The sequence below is a fragment of the Micromonospora coerulea genome (assembly GCF_016598485.1).
Taxonomy (GTDB): Bacteria; Actinomycetota; Actinomycetes; order Mycobacteriales; family Micromonosporaceae; genus Micromonospora; species Micromonospora coerulea.
Genome location: NZ_JAEMUW010000053.1, coordinates 1 through 14,600, shown reverse-complemented (window position 1 = coordinate 14,600; position 14,600 = coordinate 1). Strand labels below are relative to the sequence as shown.

Sequence of the window (14,600 nt, the reverse complement as noted above, 5' to 3'; positions counted from 1 at the left end):
TCACACACTCACCGAACTCGGTCAGACTCTAGGAGGGGAATCGTCCTTGCTCGGGCGGCCCAGGCATCGACGATCCGGTCCAGGGTGCGCCTGCCCCACCGGCTCATCGTCGGGTTGGAGTCGAGGTAGTACCAGACCAGCCCCATCGCCTGCTGGAACGCCCAAGCCATCCCGCGCCGCCACTGGACGTCGCCGCATCCGAGCTCGCGGCGGAGGATGCCGCGCTGGGTCTCGTCGAGGAGGTGCCAGGCCGCCACGAGGTCGAGCGCCGGGTCCGCCGGGCCGAAGCCGCCGCCGTCCAGGACGCCGACGAGACGGCCGTCTTCGACGAGGACGTTGGGCGGGATGAGGTCGCGGTGGCACATCGCGTCCTCGTCGACCTCGGGCAGCGTCCGAAGCTCCGCCCAGATCCGCCGCAGGAGGGGTACGTCGAGCAGGTCCTCGCTGTGCCGGAAGCATGTCTCGAGCCACTCGTCGTGGTCCGGGAGGTGCCCGCCGCGACCGACGCCGCCGAAGCGTCGCCCACGGGTGTCGTCGGCGCGCATCCCGGCGATGAGCTCGGCCAGGTCATGGGCGAACGCGTTCGACCCTGCGGGGTCCTCGACCGTCGCGTCGTGGCCGGACAGCCAGGTCTGGACGCTCCACGGCAGCGGATAGCCCGCGCCCGGCTCCCCGATCGCCATCGGCTCCGGGGTGGGCACGGTGGCGGCGTCGGCCAGTTCACGCGCGGCCTCGGCCTCTGCCGCCAGCGACGCGCGGGCCTGCGCCGGGTCGTGACCGACCAGCGGGAAGCGGGCGGCCAGGTCGTCGCCGATCCGGAAGATCGCGTTCACGGTCCCGGGCGTGCGCAGCTCGGTGACCGGCAGTCCGCGCCACTGAGGGAACTGCACCTCGACCAGCCGGCGGACGGTCTGCGCGTCGACGTGGAGCTGGCCGGCGTGCATCGTCATGCCGCCATCCTCCCGTAGGCGACCGCGGGTGTCCTCCGACTTTCGCGCGGCAGGCTCGGCGCCGTCATCGCCCGACCAGCCGCCAGCGCCCGGTCGAGACGACGTCCACCTTGTCGCCGCGGACCCGGATCGCGGAGTCGTCGTCGAGCAGGTAGAGCGGGAAGTCCACGCTCGCCGCCAGCCGGTCCGCCCATGCCTCGTCACGGTTGGGAAAGGACGGGGAGTCGAGGTGCGGCTTGACGTACCAGTCGAACAGCGGGCAGGCCGGCTTGATCCGCTCCTCGCCGAGGAGGTGGAGGTCGGCTAGGTCACCGAGCAGGTCGGCCGCCCGCTCGTCGAAGCGCCGGCTGAAGATCATCGAGCCAGCGCTGGTGCCGACGTACACCTTCTCGCGCAGCAGCCTCGGGAATGCCTGGGACAGGCCGGCGCGGGCGATGCTCTGAGCGAGAATGGAACTGGTTGCCGCCGGTGACCCACCAGACGTCGGCCCTACCCAGACGTCCCTCCAGCACGTCCCGCGGCAGGCCGTTGAGGTCGAGCACGTCGAGCTCGCCCCAGCCCATGCCGTGCAGGTCGGCGAGCGCCTCGACGAACCAGCCGTGGTCGCCGGGTTCGCCCAGCGAGGCGGTCACGATCGCGGCGACCCGGGCCTCGGCGCAGGGCTTGCCCAGCAACTCCGCAAACGCCTGTCGCTGTGGACGTCCCGCCGAAGCTGTCCGCCAGGGCGCGGGTGTTCGCCACCGGGCAGGGCCGCAAGACCGACGCCACCGATGCCCACTCCATCGCGCTGGTCGGCACCCGCATGGCCGGGCTGCGCCCGGTCGTCAACGACGAACAGCTCGCCTTGCTGCGGATCCTGGTCGACCGGCGCCGCTCCCTCGGCGAGGACCACACCCGGATGATCTCCCAGCTGCACCAACTGCTGCTGGAACTCATCCCAGGTAGGGCGAAGAAGAGCCTGTCCGCCGCCCAGGCCAAGGCACTGCTGGCCACGGTCCGGGCTAGGGACGCCGTCGGCAAGGCCCGACGGCGGGTCGCCGCGGAGCTGATCAGTGACCTCGAACGGGTCTACCGACGCTACAAGGAAGCCGACAAGGAACTGACCGAACTGGTCGCCTCCACCGGCACCACGCTGATGGACCTGCACGGCATCGGACCATCCGGCGCCGCCCGGCTGCTGGTGGAGGTCGGTGACATCACCCGCTTTCCGAACCGGGCCCACTTCGCCTCCTGGAACGGCACCGCCCCCATCGACGCGTCCTCCGGCGAACAGGTACGCCACCGGCTCTCCCGCGCCGGGAACCGGCAGATCAACCGCGTGCTGCACATCATGGCCACCGTCCAGCTACGCAACCCCACCGAAGGACGCGCCTACTTCGACCGGAAGAAAGCCTCCGGCAAGACATCGATGGAAGCGATGCGCGCCCTGAAACGACGCCTGTCCGACATCATCTACCGGTGCATGATCAGCGACGCGGTGGCCACGGCGGCGGCCCCGGGAGGACACCGGGGAACGACTACTGACTCCAGCGTGACCGACTCTCATCCCCCAGCCGGCTCTTCGGAGAAGTCACTTCCCGGACCCGCCGAGACCCAGGATAGAACTCTCCTCCCGGCGGTGTATTGACACAGAGGGGAGCCAGATCCGGATGCCGACAGAAGCCCGCTGCGGCAGACTGTCCAACGCGGGGTCGTCGCCCGTGCTGGCGGCGACGGCGTTGATCTCCGCCAACCTGTTGTTGGCTACCGCTCGTCTGGTGCTGACAGACGCTGCGGCTTGGCCACCTTCAGTGCCGGGCTGTCCGTCGCGGGGCCGGCGAGATCCCCATCCGCGCCAGCAACAACCGCGCGGCATCCAGCTCCGCCCGGCCCACGGTGGTGTCGCTCATGCCTGACCACCGCCCAGCACATCGGCGTGAACCGCGACGACCATCGCGTCCAGGGCGGCAGGAGGGTGCAACACGAGCAGGCCGTCAGCGGGGTTGGCGGCCAGCAGCACCCGGTCGCCGGCGGTGAGCCCGCACCAGTGCCGGACAGCCGCCGGCAGGTGGAGGTGGCCCTGGCCGGTGACGGTGACGGTGAAGACACCCTGCCGGTCCAGCCGGACCACGATGACCCCGGAGCCCTCGCGGATGTGCAGCCGTGTGCCCGGCCCCCATCCGAGGGCCCGGATGACTGTGCGGTCGGCGATTCGACCGCTGTTGTCTATGGCAGCCAGGCCGTACACCAACGTGCCAGCGGGGGCGGCGACGGCAGGACCGGCAGCGGCGATGGCGGGCGGCGAGGAGCACCACCACGTGACCGACGGTGGCCCGGCTCCCGGTCCGACAGCCTCACGGGAGGGATGACGAGAGCCACAGAACGATCAGCCACGACAACCGCCCCCGATCGAGACAGGCTTGGTTGAGGGCGTCGCTGAGATGAGATTTACGTGGTCAAGCGCGCTTGACCACCAGTACGCGAAACACAGCATGGATGCTGCAATTTGGTGTCCGAGGGGCGACACGACGCATTGCCCCACCGCCGATGACGCTCGGCACAACTCTGAAGCTGGCGCAGCTCTAGCTGCGCGGCGGCCCTCGTCGGTCCCCGCCGAAGAGGTCCTTACGCCGGCTCGGTCGAGCGGGCCAACGGCTGTCTGGTCATTCCCACCCGTCCCGAGGTTGATTCCGTTGAAATCCGTTACAACTTCGGCGTCGAACGTCGCTGCCCGCGTTCGCGCCTCAGGAGACAGGGACGGACGGACCTCGGGAGGCTTCTATCCGCGTTCGTTTGGAGGCTGCTCTTTCGTCAAGTGGAGCAGCCACCCCTCGCCGGTGCGGATGAGCGCGTACCGCCGGCGGCCGGTGCGGCCGTGTAACGTGAACAGAATTCGGCGGTCGCTGCGGTCGTGCTCCTCCCACGTGCCGATGTCGGCGATCGACTTGTCGACGTCCTCGTAGGTAAGGTGATCGAGGTGGTGGTCGGGCACGGCGATCGCGAGCCGATTGTCGCTGGGACTGTCCGGCAGGCCGCGGGGCACCGCCCAGGAGCGCAGCACACCGTCCTCCTCGAGCCGCAGGTCAAAGTGCGGCCGTGGTTTGCGGTGGTGGTGCAGGACGAAGGCGGGCGCCACTCTTACCATTGTCGGCGCCCGCCGGCCCTGCCGCCTGTCAATGCGTAGGCTGAATCCGTCACTGCTCAACCTGCGCAGGCCGGGGCGACTGCCCCCGCGACCAGTGCGGCATCGGCGACGGCCAGCACGATCACCATGGCCAGCACCAGCCCGGCACGCCGGCCGCGGCGGCGTTGACCAGCGCGCGAGCCTACCGACTCCATCGGCAACCGCACACGAAGAGCTACTTTCGTCCGCGCGGGCTCCGTTGCGTTGAGCATCGCCAAGATCGAGGCAAGCTTGAGCAGTGAAGTCGTCGACCCGACCTGGCTCGTGGCTGCCTCCGAGGTCGGCGTTCGCCGGGTTCCGGTTCCCGCCGGAGGTGATCGTGGTCGCGGTCCGCTGGTATCTGCGCTTCAACCTCTCGTATCGGGACGTCGATGAACTGCTGGTCGAACGTGGCGTCGAGGTCGATGACGTCACCGTCTACCGGTGGGTGCAGCGGTTCACGCCGCTGCTGGCCGACGCCGCGCGGTTCTGCCGCCACTCGCCAGGCAACAGGTGGCATGTCGACGAGACCTACGTCAAGGTGAACGGGGTATGGCGATACGTGTACCGGGCGGTCGACCAGTACGGGCAGGTCATCGACGTGCTGGTCTCGGCCCGCCGCGACGCCGACGCGGCCCGGCGGTTCTTCCGACGAGCGCTGTCGACGGTGAAGGTGACACCTGCGGAGGTCGTCACCGACGCCGCCGCGGTCTACCCCGGCGTCCTGGATGAGCTGGTCCCGCAGGCGCGGCACCACGTCGAGCAGTACGCCAACAACCCGATCGAAGCCGATCACAGCCAGCTGAAACATCGGTTGAGACCCATGCGCGGACTACGAACGGACAAGACAGCGCAGGTGATCATCGCCGGATACGCATTCATGCAGAACCTCCGACACGGCCACTACGAACTCGCCATCGATACCCCGCCAACCACGCGGGTCGCCGCTGCGTGCACCGAACTCGCCCAAGCGATCTGGCCGCAGACCCAACCCCGGTTCAACACGTCCGCCGATCCGATAACGCAACGGCGCCGCCGAACCTCCCGTGAACGGCGGTGTCAGCGTCGCGTGTGGTCGTCGATCTCGGTGCCGGACTCGCCGGGCCGGGCCCCGATCGCCTCCTCGGCGGCCCGACCGCCAGTGCTCTCGTCACCCACGTCCAGACTGCTGCGGGGCAGGCCCGACAGCCCGGCCGGGTCCTGGTTTTCACCCTGCACGCCCCGTGCGTCCTGAGCGCGGTCGTCGACCACCGACTCGCCCCGCCGGGCGCCGACCGCCTCCTCGGCGGCCCGACCGCCAGTGCTCTCGTCATCCAGGTCCAGACTGCTGCGGGGCAGGCCGGACAACCCGGCCGGATCCTGCGTCGGCTGGTCGACGGCGGCGGCCGTCTGCGCGCCCGACCCGCCGGCCGACTCGCGGCGTCCGACGCCCTCGGCGCGGTACGTGCCCGAGGTCGGTGCGCCGCCCTGCTCGGCCAGGTTGGTGTCGACCGGCCGGCCGGCCGGCTCGGCCAGTCCGGCCCGGCGCAACATCTCGACCAGCTCGTCGTGCGGCATCCGGTCCGTGTCCAGTATCCCCGCACCGCGCGCAATCGACCGTAGGGTCATCAGGTCCTGATCCGCGAAGGTCTCGGCCATGCCGCTGGCTTCCCCCGTGCCGGGGACGGAAACCCCGGATCAGGCCCGCGCCGCCGACGTCACTCCTCGTCCTGTTTGTCCACCCCGCCGGTGGTCTCGTAGTGCCAGCCGTCGCCGGCCGGACGAACCTTGCTGTACTCCACGTACCAGGTGCCGTCGCGGGCACTGTTGCGTTGAGCGTTGGCAAGAGCGAGGCAGGCTTGAGCAGTGAAGTCATTTACCCGGCCTGACCCGTGGCTGCCTCCGAAGTCGGCGTTCGCCGGGTTCCGGTTCCCGCCGGGTGATCGTGGTCGCGGTGCGGTGGTATCTGCGGTTCAACCTGTCCTATCGCGACGTTGAGGAGTTGCTGGTCGAGCGCGGCGTGGAGGTCGGTCACGCCACGGTCTACCGCTGCGTGCGGCGGTTCACCCCGCTGCCGGCCGACGCCGCCCGCTTCTGCCGGCACTCACCAGGCGACAGGTGGCACGTTGATGAGACGTACGTCAAGGTCAACGGGGTGGCGCTACGTGTACCGGGCGGTCGACCAGTACGGGCAGGTCACCGACGTGCTCGTCTCGGCCCCCCGGGACGCCGGCGCTGCCCGGCGGTTCTTCCGCCGGGCGCTGTCGACGTTGAAGGTGACACCCACCGAGGTGGTCACCCACGCCGCCGCGGTCTACCCCGTCCTCGACGAGCTGATCCCGTCCGCGTGGCACCACGTCGAGCAGTACGCCAACAACCCGATCGAGGCTGATCACAGCCAGCTCAAACACCGTTTGAAACCGATGCGCGGGCTACGAACGGACCAGACAGCACAGGTAATCATCGCCGGACACGCCTTCATGCAGAACCTCCGACGCGGACACTACGAACTCGCCGTCGACACCCCGCCCGCTCTGCGGGTCGCCGCTGCGGTTACCGAACTCGCCCAAGCGACCTGACCGCCGACCCGACACAGGTTCAACATGTCCGCCGGTCCCCCAACGCAACACCGCCGTTCCTAGACTCGATCCGCACCGGGGCAGTCGTGTCGGCGGTTGCGTCCACGGAGGTGGTGTACGACTTGCCCGTGATGGGCGTGTTGCGTATATGAGAGACGGCCACCGCGCGATCCTTCGAGACGGCTAAATCCAACGAAGGAGAGTGATGCGCGATGGCCGCATCTGAGAGTGTGAACCCTGTTGACCTGGTGTGCGAGCAGATCGCGGGCGCGTCGCCGGACATGTCACAGGCGATGATCAAGACGTTCGCGCAGGCGGTGATGTCCGCCGAGGCCGACGCGATCTGCGGGGCCGGCTACGGGCAGCGCAGCGACGATCTGGTCAACTCCCGCAACGGCTACCGAGCTCGGGAGTGGGACACCCGCGCCGGGACGATCGACCTGGCGATCCCGAAGCTGCGCTCGGGCAGCTACTTCCCGGACTGGTTGCTGACCCACCGGCGTCGGGCGGAGCAGGCCTTGGTGTCGGTGGTGGCGACGTCGTATCTGCTCGGGGTGTCGACCCGGCGGGTGGAGAAACTGGTCGAGCAGTTGGGGATCCGGCAGCTGTCGAAGTCGCAGGTGTCGGAGATGGCCGCGCATCGGGACGCGCAGGTCGAGGCGTTCCGCAACCGGCCCTTGGACTCGGGGCACTACACGTTCGTGTGGATGGACGCCCTGACGATGAAGGTCCGCGAGCACGGGCGCACGGTCAACGTCCACGCGCTGATCGCCGTTGGGGTCAACGCCGACGGCCAACGCGAGGTCCTCGGCCTGGACGTCGCCTCCGACGAGGACGGCGCCGGCTGGCTGGCGTTCCTGCGATCGTTGACCGCCCGCGGCCTGTCCGGCGTCCGCCTCGTGATCTCCGACGCTCACGCCGGCCTGGTGCAGGCGATCGGCGCTGCCTTGCCCGGCGCGTCGTGGCAGCGGTGCAGACCCATTACCTGCGCAACCTGCTGACGAAAGTGCCCAAGTCGGCGCGGCCGTGGATCGCCACCCTCGTTCGGACGATCTTCGACCAGCCCGACGCCGACGCCGTCCGCGCCCAGTTCGACCGCGTCGTGACCGCCATCGAAGCCAAGTTCCCGACCGCCGCCGCGCACCTCGACGCCGCCCGCGATGACCTCCTGGCTTTCACCGGCTTCCCCCGCGAGATCTGGCGTCAGATCTGGTCGAACAACCCGCAGGAACGGCTGAACAAGGAGATCCGCCGCCGCACCGACGTCGTCGGCATCTTCCCCAACCGGCCGGCGATCATCCGCCTCGTCGGAGCAGTCCTGGCCGAGCAGACCGACGAATGGACCGAAGGCCGCCGCTACATGGGCCTGGAACTCCTCACACCGTACGGACCGCCTGGCCGGCACCGCACCTACCCGCCAGGCGAAGCTGCCCCGAAGGGGCCACTGATGTTGGGCGAAGTCCCAAGATCGGCATAGGTTTCTGGCTTGTCGAAGGTCAGGCACCGAAGATCGGAACACGGCGTGCGTTTGACCAGGGTATTTCATCGGCAGGTGGGGTTCGATCGGGCGGTCGTCGAGGACGTGTGCCTCGATGAGGACGCCGACGGTGAGGTCCTCGTCGTTGCGGCGCGGCCACGTGAGGGCGCCATGCGCCGGTGCGGGCGCTGCTCGGATGAGGGGCAACAGCGCTCTGTGCGCGGTCGGCGTCAGCGTGATCAGTCGGCGGAGGGCGGGACGCGGAACGAAGCGGGATCGACGGGACGGCTCTGCTTCGGCAGGCCGGCGACGACGAGGAGGTACGACTCGGTCACGAGATTGTCGACAAGCGCGGGCTCGGCGTCCGCACCCGCCCGCACCGTGATCCAGTGCTTCTTGTTCATGTGGTAGCCGGGCGAGATGCTCGCGTGAGCTGCGCGGAGCTCCTCCGCGTCGGATGGATCCGCTTTCAGGATCACGACGGGCTCGCCGGGCATGGACGTCTGCAGCATGAACACCTTGCCGCCGACTTTCCATACCTCCCAGTCGCCGGTGAACTGGTGTGTGTGCTCGGAGCCGGGAAGCTCGGCGGCGCGGGCCGCGGCTCGATCCTGCACTGCCTTATCAATCTGCATCTTGACCTCCTCGAAGTCGTTAGGGGGGTCGATTGCCCGGCGTCCGTCGAGGAGGTGCGGACGCCGGGTAACCGAGTCGAAGTGAACGGGGCCGGCACCGCGGTCCGATGTCCGCCCCGTCCGTCACATGTGCGTGAAGATCTTCTCCGCGTCGAACCGCGAGACCGGCTGGCGGGAGACCCGAGCCTCGTCGGGGTAGCCGAGCACCAGAAGCAGCGTGGTCGTGTAGTCGGTGTCGGTCAGGTCGAAGGCCGCGTCCACGGTCGCGCGGTCGAAGCCCTCCATCGGCGTCGCGTCCACCCCGAGGGATGCGGCGGCCATCATCGTGGCGCCGACGACGAGGTAGGTGTTCTTCTCAAGCCAGTGGAGCACGTCCCCGCCATAGTTCTCCGTCTGGATCTCCACGAAGTTGGAGGCGCCCGCCTCCCATCCCTTCTGGATCTCCGGGTCGGCGAAGCGCCCGTCGGCGCGCTCCTTCTCGAAGATCTCCTGCAGGTGCGTGTCGGGGATGTCCTTGCGCGTCGTGAAGACGATGGCGTGCGACGCGTTGCGCACCTTCTCCGCGTTGTCCGCGAAGCGGCCGACCAGTGCGTTCGCGAGCTTGTCCTTGCCATCCTGCGTCTCCAGCACGTGGAAACGGTTCGGCTGGATGTTGATCGTCGTCGGCGAGGTGCGCAGGTAACGCAGCAGCTGCTGGAACGTCTCCTCCGGGATCCTCTTGCTCGGGTCGAAGTAGCGGGTGAGGTGCTTTGTGATCAGCTTGTCGAGATTCAACGTCATGCTTTCTTTTGTTTGAACGGCGGGTGGAGAGGAAAGTCAGGCCGACTGGTGGTCGGCGCCGGGGACGTCGACGACGGTGTCGCTGACGTTGTTGAGGTAGTTCGTGAGCAGGGTGACGACCACGATCGTGACGATCGCCTGGATCTGCGGGTCGATATACCCGACCTCGCGGATCGCTGCGAGGTCCTCGTCGCTGACCTGGCCACGCGTCTCGATCACGTGCTGCGCGAACTTCGCGACGGCGGCGCGCTTCGGGTCGCTGGACGTGCCGTTGCGGGCGAGCTCAATCTCCGTCGCCGACATACCGCCGAGGTTCGACGAGATGAAGCCGTGGAGTGCCTGGCAGTAGTGGCAGCCGTTCGACTGAGAGACCGCGAGGGCGATCGTGTGGCGCGTCTTCGCGTCCAGGAGCTTCGCGATGCTGCCCTGCAGGCCCATCACGATCTCGAGCACGGTCGGGTTCGCGGCGAGCGTGGTGAACATGCTGGGCGCGAAGCCGAACTGCTTCGCGATGGCGTCGAGGGCGCCCTGCGTCTTCGCGTCCATGTCGGCGCGCGCGGGAGCGGTCAGGCGGGACATGGTGATGAACCTCCGGGTGACGTTACTGGACGATTTCGTCCACTCGCTTGAGTGAACACCATCGAAAATGGGTTGCCAAGCCCAGTTTGTGTTACGTTGATTACATGCAGGTGAACAACGGGGGGGATGCAGCCCAGAAGCTCACTCCCAAGGGCCAGGCCACGCGCGAGCGAATACTGGAGCACGCCGCGGCGTTGATCTACGGCAAAGGGGTCCACGCAACCAACAACGAGCTCGTCCGCCGCGCTGCAGGCGTGAGTGGATCGCAGCTGAGCCACTACTTCCCCACCAAGGAGAGCCTCGTCCTGGCGGTCATCGACTGGCAGGCCGACAGCGTCCTCGGCTTCCATCGCAGCGAACGGTTTGCCAGCTTCGACACCGTCGAGGCGTTCCAAAACTGGACGGACTTCTACGTCCTCTCGGGGCGTCCGTTCGAGGCCGGCTGCAGCCTCGGCTCGCTCGCGAGCGAGATCGTCAAGACCGATCTCGACGTGCACGACCGGCTCGCGGAGGTGTTCGCGCAGTGGCGCGAGATCTTCCGCGTCGGGCTCGATCGCATGCGGCAACTCGGCCGCATCGACGCGTCCGCCGACCCCGCGCGGCTCGCCGACATGTTCCTCGCGGCGTATCAAGGCGGCATGCTCCTCGCTCAGGTCGCCCGGGACATCGGCCCCCTGCAGGACGCGCTCTCTGCGGCGGTTGACCATCTGCGGACGTTCGTGACGTCTGACGACCAGCACATGGGCTGACGCGGCGCATCCGAGCCTCGGGTGTCGGAGCGCGGAAGAAGGTCTGGCGAGCTGGTAAGACGACCACGTCGGGCGACGCGGAAGGGCGTCCGCTCTGACCAGCTCGTCACCACCCAGGTCTTCGGACCGTGCCCGGATGGACGAGCCGTCGCACAGCGTCCGCCCCGAATCTCTTGATCTCCGCAGCGCCGGCCGTGAAATCGACAGCCAAAGCGTCGTCCGCCGGGTCGTAGGTCAGCAGCTCCAACCCGAGCGGGAGTTCCTCGCCGACGCGGCCCTCTCGTCCTGAGCCAGCCGCCTGAAACGCGCCGAGGCGCGACCCGGTCGGCACCGGGCCGCGCCTCGGTGGAGGTACGGCGGATCGGGACGTTCAGCCGGCGCGGTACGCCCGGATGATTGTCTGCTCGATGCCGCTGCCGCCGTCGGCGGTGGCCTTCACCCGCAACGAGACCGCCTGCCCGCCCGTCACGGTCGGCAGCGCGGCGTGGTAGCCGTCCCGGTCCCGGTCGACCGTGGTCGGCTGCCAGGTCACGCCGTCGTCGGTCGAGGTTCAGACCTGGAACGTCGTCACCCGCTGGGCCAGCGCCCCCTGGGCCTGCAGGACCGTGAACGTGGCCGGACCACCGGTGGGATGGTTCGCCGCTTCCAGTGGCAGGGCGTAGTCGACCGACAGGAGCGGCAGGGCGCTGCGCGCCGTGCCGGCCGGTCCGGCCGACCGGAAGGTCCACGCGGTGTTGACGTGGGTCGAGAACGGCAGGATCCGGCTGGTGTCGACGTCGAAGGTGAGCCGGTAGTCCGCCGCCTTCGCCGGCACGCTGAAGTCGGTCCGGGCGGCGTTGCGCTCGTCGACGAGCTGGCCGTCCCGGTACAGCGCCAGGTTCGCGTGGCTGATCGCCAAGAGCGACCCCGACCACGACCGCATCTGCGCGGCGATCCGCGACCAGGTCGCCGCCCTGCCCGACGGATCCGTCGTGCTCGCCGAGGATGAGACCCACCTCGACCTGCTCGCCCGGATCCGGTCCTGCTGATGCCCACCGGCCTGCGCCATCGGGTGATAACCCCGAACTCCAACATCCGCCGTACCATCCACGGCGCGGCCAACCTGGCCACCGGCGCCTGGCACTACCACGTATCGATACGCAACGTGTCGATGGTGTTCTGCTACTTCCTCAACCAACTGTTGGCCGCCCATCCCGACGCCCTGATCGTGGCGGCGATCCGCGGCAACGGCACCATCCGCCACAGCGGCATCACGCGCAGACGGCTGGCCGAACACCCCCGACTCCTCCTTATCGAGCCCGTGCGGGCGCGTCGATCGACCGGGCTCGGACCGGTTTTGGGCCACCCTTGAGCGCCCGGACCTGCGAGCTGTCGATCACCGCCCTCCACCAGATCAGCCGGTCGGCGCCCGGCAGCTCGGCCAGCAGCAGTTCGTGCAGCCGCTGCCACACCCTGGCCCGGTTCCATTCCTCTAGGCGCCGCCAGCAGGTCATCCCTGACCCGAACCCCAGTTCCTGGGGCAGGAACTCCCAGGGAATCCCGGTGTGCAGCACGAACAGGATCCCGCACAACGCCTTGCGGTCATCCAGCCGTTTACGGCCGGAATACCGGTACCGGCGCTGATGGGGCGGGCAGGAGCGGTTCGATGCGCTGCCAAAGCCCGTCCGGCAGAATCCACGGCGGCTGTTGGCCCTTCCTCATGACCGAGCCGACTACCCCGCGACCGCCTGCCAGCCTCATTGCGTTAGGGGTTCTCAGTCGAAGCGCAGGCTGCCCGTCCGTTCCCGCTTCAGCTCGAAGAAGCCCGGGTGTGCCGAGAGGGTCCGCACTGCGTCGAAGAGCCGCGCCGCCTCCTCGCCCCGCGGGATGCTGTTCATCACCGGGCCGAAGAAGGCCGTTCCGTCGATGTGCATCGTGGGCGTGCCCACATAACCGCCCCCCGCAGGATCCTTGCCCGCGTCGTGGCTGCGCTGGAGGGCGGCGTCGTACTCGGCCGAACGCGCTGCCTCCGCGAGGCTCGCGGGGAGCCCGAGCTCGGCCAGGGACTCGACAGCGACCGCGTCGAAGTCCTCCATCCCCATATCGTGAATGCGGGTGCCGAAGGCGGTGTAGAGGCCGCGGAGTACGTCCTCGGAGTGGTGCTCGGCCGCGGCCGTGGCGACGCGGACCAGGCCGCGGGAGCGATCGACAAGATCGCGATACCAGCCGGGCAGCTCGTTGCCCTCGTTGTGCAGATACAGGCTCATGACGTGAAACCGGACGTCGAGGTCACGCAGCGGCTCCACCTCGAGGATCCACCGCGAGGTGATCCAGGAGAAAGGGCAGGCGGGGTCGAAGTAGAAGTCGACTCGGGTCTGCGGCGTGGGTGCTTCACCTGTCATGGCAGCGATGTTACGCACGGATTGGAATGCTTAAGGTCCAATACCATGACGAAATCCTGGTGCACTTCGGCAGCCCTGGGCGTGGATCTCCATCTGGACCCGGCCCCCGGCGAGCGGCCGCCGGTCCGGGCTCGAACAGGCACTCCGGGATGCCATCCGCACCGGGCGGCTCGCCCCGCACACCCGCCGCGGACAGCGCTGGCGCGACTCGGGGGCAAGTAGCTCTGCTGCGCGGCAGCGATCGCCCTGCTCTCGACAAAGAGCAGCCCCGACGGCGATCGTCCCGCCTCAGCCCTTCATTCCCTTGGTGCTCCGCCAGCGTGGCCGGCCGGCACGGCCGATGCCGGCCGAAGGTCGCCAGCAGGCCAGGGCCGGGTCGGCGCGGCCCGCTTTGCGGGTCGCCTTGATCCTTAAATGCCTCATTCGGCAGTGCGAACGGCCCCGGTGGCGTCCTCTGTGGACCGATGTGCGACACGCGTCCACCAACTGATCTGCGACACCTCAACGCGCTGATCGCGGCACGACCCAGCGCTCGGCCTGGCGACGCCTCGCCACGGAACGTGACGCCCGGTCGGCGGCAGAAGCGTGCGACCACGCTGCCGTCAGGTAGATCAGAGGACACGCCTGGCGGTGGAGTCCCAGCGCCAAGCGTGTCCTCGGCTCTCCGGAGTACGGCCAGTGGCGGCCAGCAGGTCGTGCCAGGGGTCATCGGAACGTATGGCGTGGGCGAAAATGCGCTCAAGGCACGGTGCCACGATCTGCGCCGACGCCCGGTAGTCGATGTGGTGCGCGCCCAAGATGTCGCGGGTGTGAAGGACCAGTTCGACGATCCCCATCGCAGCCAGAGCCGAACGGTCGGGGTTTCCGTATGGATGCCAGCCGGTGCGGTCGGTGGGCACGCTGGCGACCACCGCGACAAGAAGACCTCCAACAGCGTCGAGGCAGTCAAGCACCGCTCGTGTGCCACCTTCTTCCTCCGGCCAGAACATGCACGAGGGGCGCCCGGGGGTCAGCGAGAACTCCATCAGCGGGGCATAGCCCTCATGGCCATGTGTCCCGGACAGCTGCATCGCATAGGCGCCCAGGTCATCCAGGATGTGCGCCATCGTCTCCCGGCAAGTCCAGTCAAGACCGGCCGCCTGCAGCCCCCACCCGTCGTCGCGGATCTGCCGAAGGCTCGCGCGTGCATGCTCCAGCGCCGCCGAAACTAGATTGCTGTCTGGAATACCGATCGGAGTCACCATGGCGGCAGCTTCCCAGCCCCCACGGCTTCCGGCTACCGAAAATCACACCCGGCGACGGCTCCGATCGCATCTCACCGGCACTAAGCATGTCCGGACGCACTCACA

Annotated in this window: 15 protein-coding genes and 6 pseudogenes; 7 read left to right on the top strand and 14 right to left on the bottom strand. The window is 68.5% G+C overall.

Annotated features, from left to right (window positions below; genetic code table 11):
* Positions 1–8: 8 nt before the first annotated feature.
* From I8N68_RS31465 to I8N68_RS33785, 3 genes are all read right to left on the bottom strand, one after another.
* Complete coding sequence (locus I8N68_RS31465) at positions 9–950, bottom strand: phosphotransferase (protein ID WP_234040949.1); 942 nt, start codon at positions 948–950, stop codon at positions 9–11.
* A gap of 64 nt (positions 951–1,014) precedes the next feature.
* Entirely contained in the window at positions 1,015–1,347 is a 333-nt protein-coding gene (locus I8N68_RS33790; RefSeq protein ID WP_267909713.1) for a Type 1 glutamine amidotransferase-like domain-containing protein, read from the bottom strand.
* Positions 1,259–1,624 (bottom strand): Type 1 glutamine amidotransferase-like domain-containing protein, encoded by a 366-nt coding sequence (locus I8N68_RS33785; RefSeq protein ID WP_267909712.1) that lies wholly within the window; start codon positions 1,622–1,624, stop codon positions 1,259–1,261. Before I8N68_RS33785 ends, I8N68_RS33790 begins: the two co-directional genes overlap by 89 nt.
* A 20-nt stretch (positions 1,625–1,644) precedes the next feature.
* On the opposite strand from I8N68_RS33785, the gene I8N68_RS31455 reads away from it, so the two are divergent.
* The gene (locus I8N68_RS31455) at positions 1,645–2,577 is read left to right on the top strand and encodes an IS110 family RNA-guided transposase (protein WP_200216746.1); all 933 of its coding nucleotides are present in this window, start codon (positions 1,645–1,647) and stop codon (positions 2,575–2,577) included.
* Positions 2,578–2,835: 258 nt separating this feature from the next.
* Here the strand turns inward: I8N68_RS31455 and I8N68_RS31450 are convergent, their stop codons facing one another.
* Entirely contained in the window at positions 2,836–3,180 is a 345-nt protein-coding gene (locus tag I8N68_RS31450) for an AbrB/MazE/SpoVT family DNA-binding domain-containing protein (protein ID WP_234040948.1), read from the bottom strand.
* Positions 3,181–3,708: 528 nt separating this feature from the next.
* Positions 3,709–4,074 carry a DNA polymerase ligase N-terminal domain-containing protein gene (locus tag I8N68_RS31445; RefSeq protein ID WP_200216749.1) on the bottom strand — a complete coding sequence of 122 codons (366 nt, stop codon included), beginning with the start codon at positions 4,072–4,074 and terminating at the stop codon, positions 3,709–3,711.
* 307 nt (positions 4,075–4,381) lie between these two features.
* Between I8N68_RS31445 and I8N68_RS31440 the strand changes: the two are divergent.
* A pseudogene (locus tag I8N68_RS31440) lies at positions 4,382–5,068 on the top strand (IS6 family transposase); the annotation flags it as partial.
* 251 nt (positions 5,069–5,319) lie between these two features.
* On the opposite strand, the pseudogene I8N68_RS31435 reads toward I8N68_RS31440, so the two are convergent.
* A pseudogene (locus I8N68_RS31435) lies at positions 5,320–5,730 on the bottom strand (hypothetical protein); the annotation flags it as partial.
* Between the two features lie 237 nt (positions 5,731–5,967).
* Between I8N68_RS31435 and I8N68_RS31430 the strand changes: the two are divergent.
* Together I8N68_RS31430 and I8N68_RS31425 are read left to right on the top strand one after the other, a co-directional pair.
* Positions 5,968–6,650, top strand: a pseudogene (locus I8N68_RS31430) (IS6 family transposase).
* Positions 6,651–6,862: 212 nt separating this feature from the next.
* Positions 6,863–8,127, top strand: a pseudogene (locus I8N68_RS31425) (IS256 family transposase).
* 239 nt (positions 8,128–8,366) lie between these two features.
* On the opposite strand, the gene I8N68_RS31420 reads toward I8N68_RS31425, so the two are convergent.
* From I8N68_RS31420 to I8N68_RS31410, 3 genes are all read right to left on the bottom strand, one after another.
* A complete protein-coding gene (locus I8N68_RS31420) occupies positions 8,367–8,762 on the bottom strand; it encodes an MmcQ/YjbR family DNA-binding protein (protein ID WP_200216745.1) in 396 nt (131 codons plus the stop codon).
* A 123-nt stretch (positions 8,763–8,885) separates the two neighbouring features.
* Positions 8,886–9,542, bottom strand: a complete 657-nt coding sequence (locus I8N68_RS31415) for a nitroreductase family protein (protein WP_234040947.1) — start codon at positions 9,540–9,542, stop codon at positions 8,886–8,888.
* Positions 9,543–9,578: 36 nt separating this feature from the next.
* A complete protein-coding gene (locus tag I8N68_RS31410; protein ID WP_200216744.1) occupies positions 9,579–10,121 on the bottom strand; it encodes a carboxymuconolactone decarboxylase family protein in 543 nt (180 codons plus the stop codon).
* Between the two features lie 104 nt (positions 10,122–10,225).
* Between I8N68_RS31410 and I8N68_RS31405 the strand changes: the two genes are divergently transcribed.
* Positions 10,226–10,870, top strand: a complete 645-nt coding sequence (locus I8N68_RS31405) for a TetR/AcrR family transcriptional regulator (protein ID WP_200216743.1) — start codon at positions 10,226–10,228, stop codon at positions 10,868–10,870.
* Positions 10,871–11,006: 136 nt separating this feature from the next.
* Positions 11,007–11,159, top strand: coding sequence for a hypothetical protein (locus I8N68_RS31400; RefSeq protein ID WP_161557862.1), 153 nt, complete (start codon positions 11,007–11,009; stop codon positions 11,157–11,159).
* Positions 11,160–11,240: 81 nt separating this feature from the next.
* On the opposite strand, the gene I8N68_RS31395 is transcribed toward I8N68_RS31400, so the two are convergent.
* Positions 11,241–11,402, bottom strand: a complete 162-nt coding sequence (locus tag I8N68_RS31395; protein WP_200216742.1) for a hypothetical protein — start codon at positions 11,400–11,402, stop codon at positions 11,241–11,243.
* Positions 11,403–11,420: 18 nt separating this feature from the next.
* Complete coding sequence (locus I8N68_RS31390; protein WP_200216741.1) at positions 11,421–11,768, bottom strand: hypothetical protein; 348 nt, start codon at positions 11,766–11,768, stop codon at positions 11,421–11,423.
* Between I8N68_RS31390 and I8N68_RS34125 the strand changes: the two are divergent.
* Positions 11,752–12,167: pseudogene (locus I8N68_RS34125) on the top strand (transposase); the annotation flags it as partial. The gene I8N68_RS31390 and the pseudogene I8N68_RS34125 sit on opposite strands and share 17 nt — an antisense overlap.
* Here the strand turns inward: I8N68_RS34125 and I8N68_RS31380 are convergent.
* From I8N68_RS31380 to I8N68_RS31370, 3 genes and pseudogenes are all read right to left on the bottom strand, one after another.
* A pseudogene (locus tag I8N68_RS31380) lies at positions 12,158–12,571 on the bottom strand (transposase); the annotation flags it as partial. The pseudogenes I8N68_RS34125 and I8N68_RS31380 overlap by 10 nt on opposite strands.
* 53 nt (positions 12,572–12,624) lie before the next feature.
* Positions 12,625–13,251, bottom strand: a complete 627-nt coding sequence (locus I8N68_RS31375) for a mycothiol-dependent nitroreductase Rv2466c family protein (protein WP_200216739.1) — start codon at positions 13,249–13,251, stop codon at positions 12,625–12,627.
* Between the two features lie 611 nt (positions 13,252–13,862).
* Complete coding sequence (locus tag I8N68_RS31370; RefSeq protein WP_200216738.1) at positions 13,863–14,495, bottom strand: DinB family protein; 633 nt, start codon at positions 14,493–14,495, stop codon at positions 13,863–13,865.
* Positions 14,496–14,600: the final 105 nt, after the last annotated feature.

Coding starts and splice junctions, on each gene's coding strand:
- I8N68_RS31465 (WP_234040949.1), bottom strand. CDS start 950: ATGACGATGCACGCCGGCCAGCTCCACGTCGACGCGCAGACCGTCCGC.
- I8N68_RS31445 (WP_200216749.1), bottom strand. CDS start 4,074: ATGGTAAGAGTGGCGCCCGCCTTCGTCCTGCACCACCACCGCAAACCA.
- I8N68_RS31420 (WP_200216745.1), bottom strand. CDS start 8,762: ATGCAGATTGATAAGGCAGTGCAGGATCGAGCCGCGGCCCGCGCCGCC.
- I8N68_RS31415 (WP_234040947.1), bottom strand. CDS start 9,542: ATGACGTTGAATCTCGACAAGCTGATCACAAAGCACCTCACCCGCTAC.
- I8N68_RS31410 (WP_200216744.1), bottom strand. CDS start 10,121: ATGTCCCGCCTGACCGCTCCCGCGCGCGCCGACATGGACGCGAAGACG.
- I8N68_RS31405 (WP_200216743.1), top strand. CDS start 10,226: ATGCAGGTGAACAACGGGGGGGATGCAGCCCAGAAGCTCACTCCCAAG.
- I8N68_RS31400 (WP_161557862.1), top strand. CDS start 11,007: ATGGACGAGCCGTCGCACAGCGTCCGCCCCGAATCTCTTGATCTCCGC.
- I8N68_RS31375 (WP_200216739.1), bottom strand. CDS start 13,251: ATGACAGGTGAAGCACCCACGCCGCAGACCCGAGTCGACTTCTACTTC.
- I8N68_RS31370 (WP_200216738.1), bottom strand. CDS start 14,495: ATGGTGACTCCGATCGGTATTCCAGACAGCAATCTAGTTTCGGCGGCG.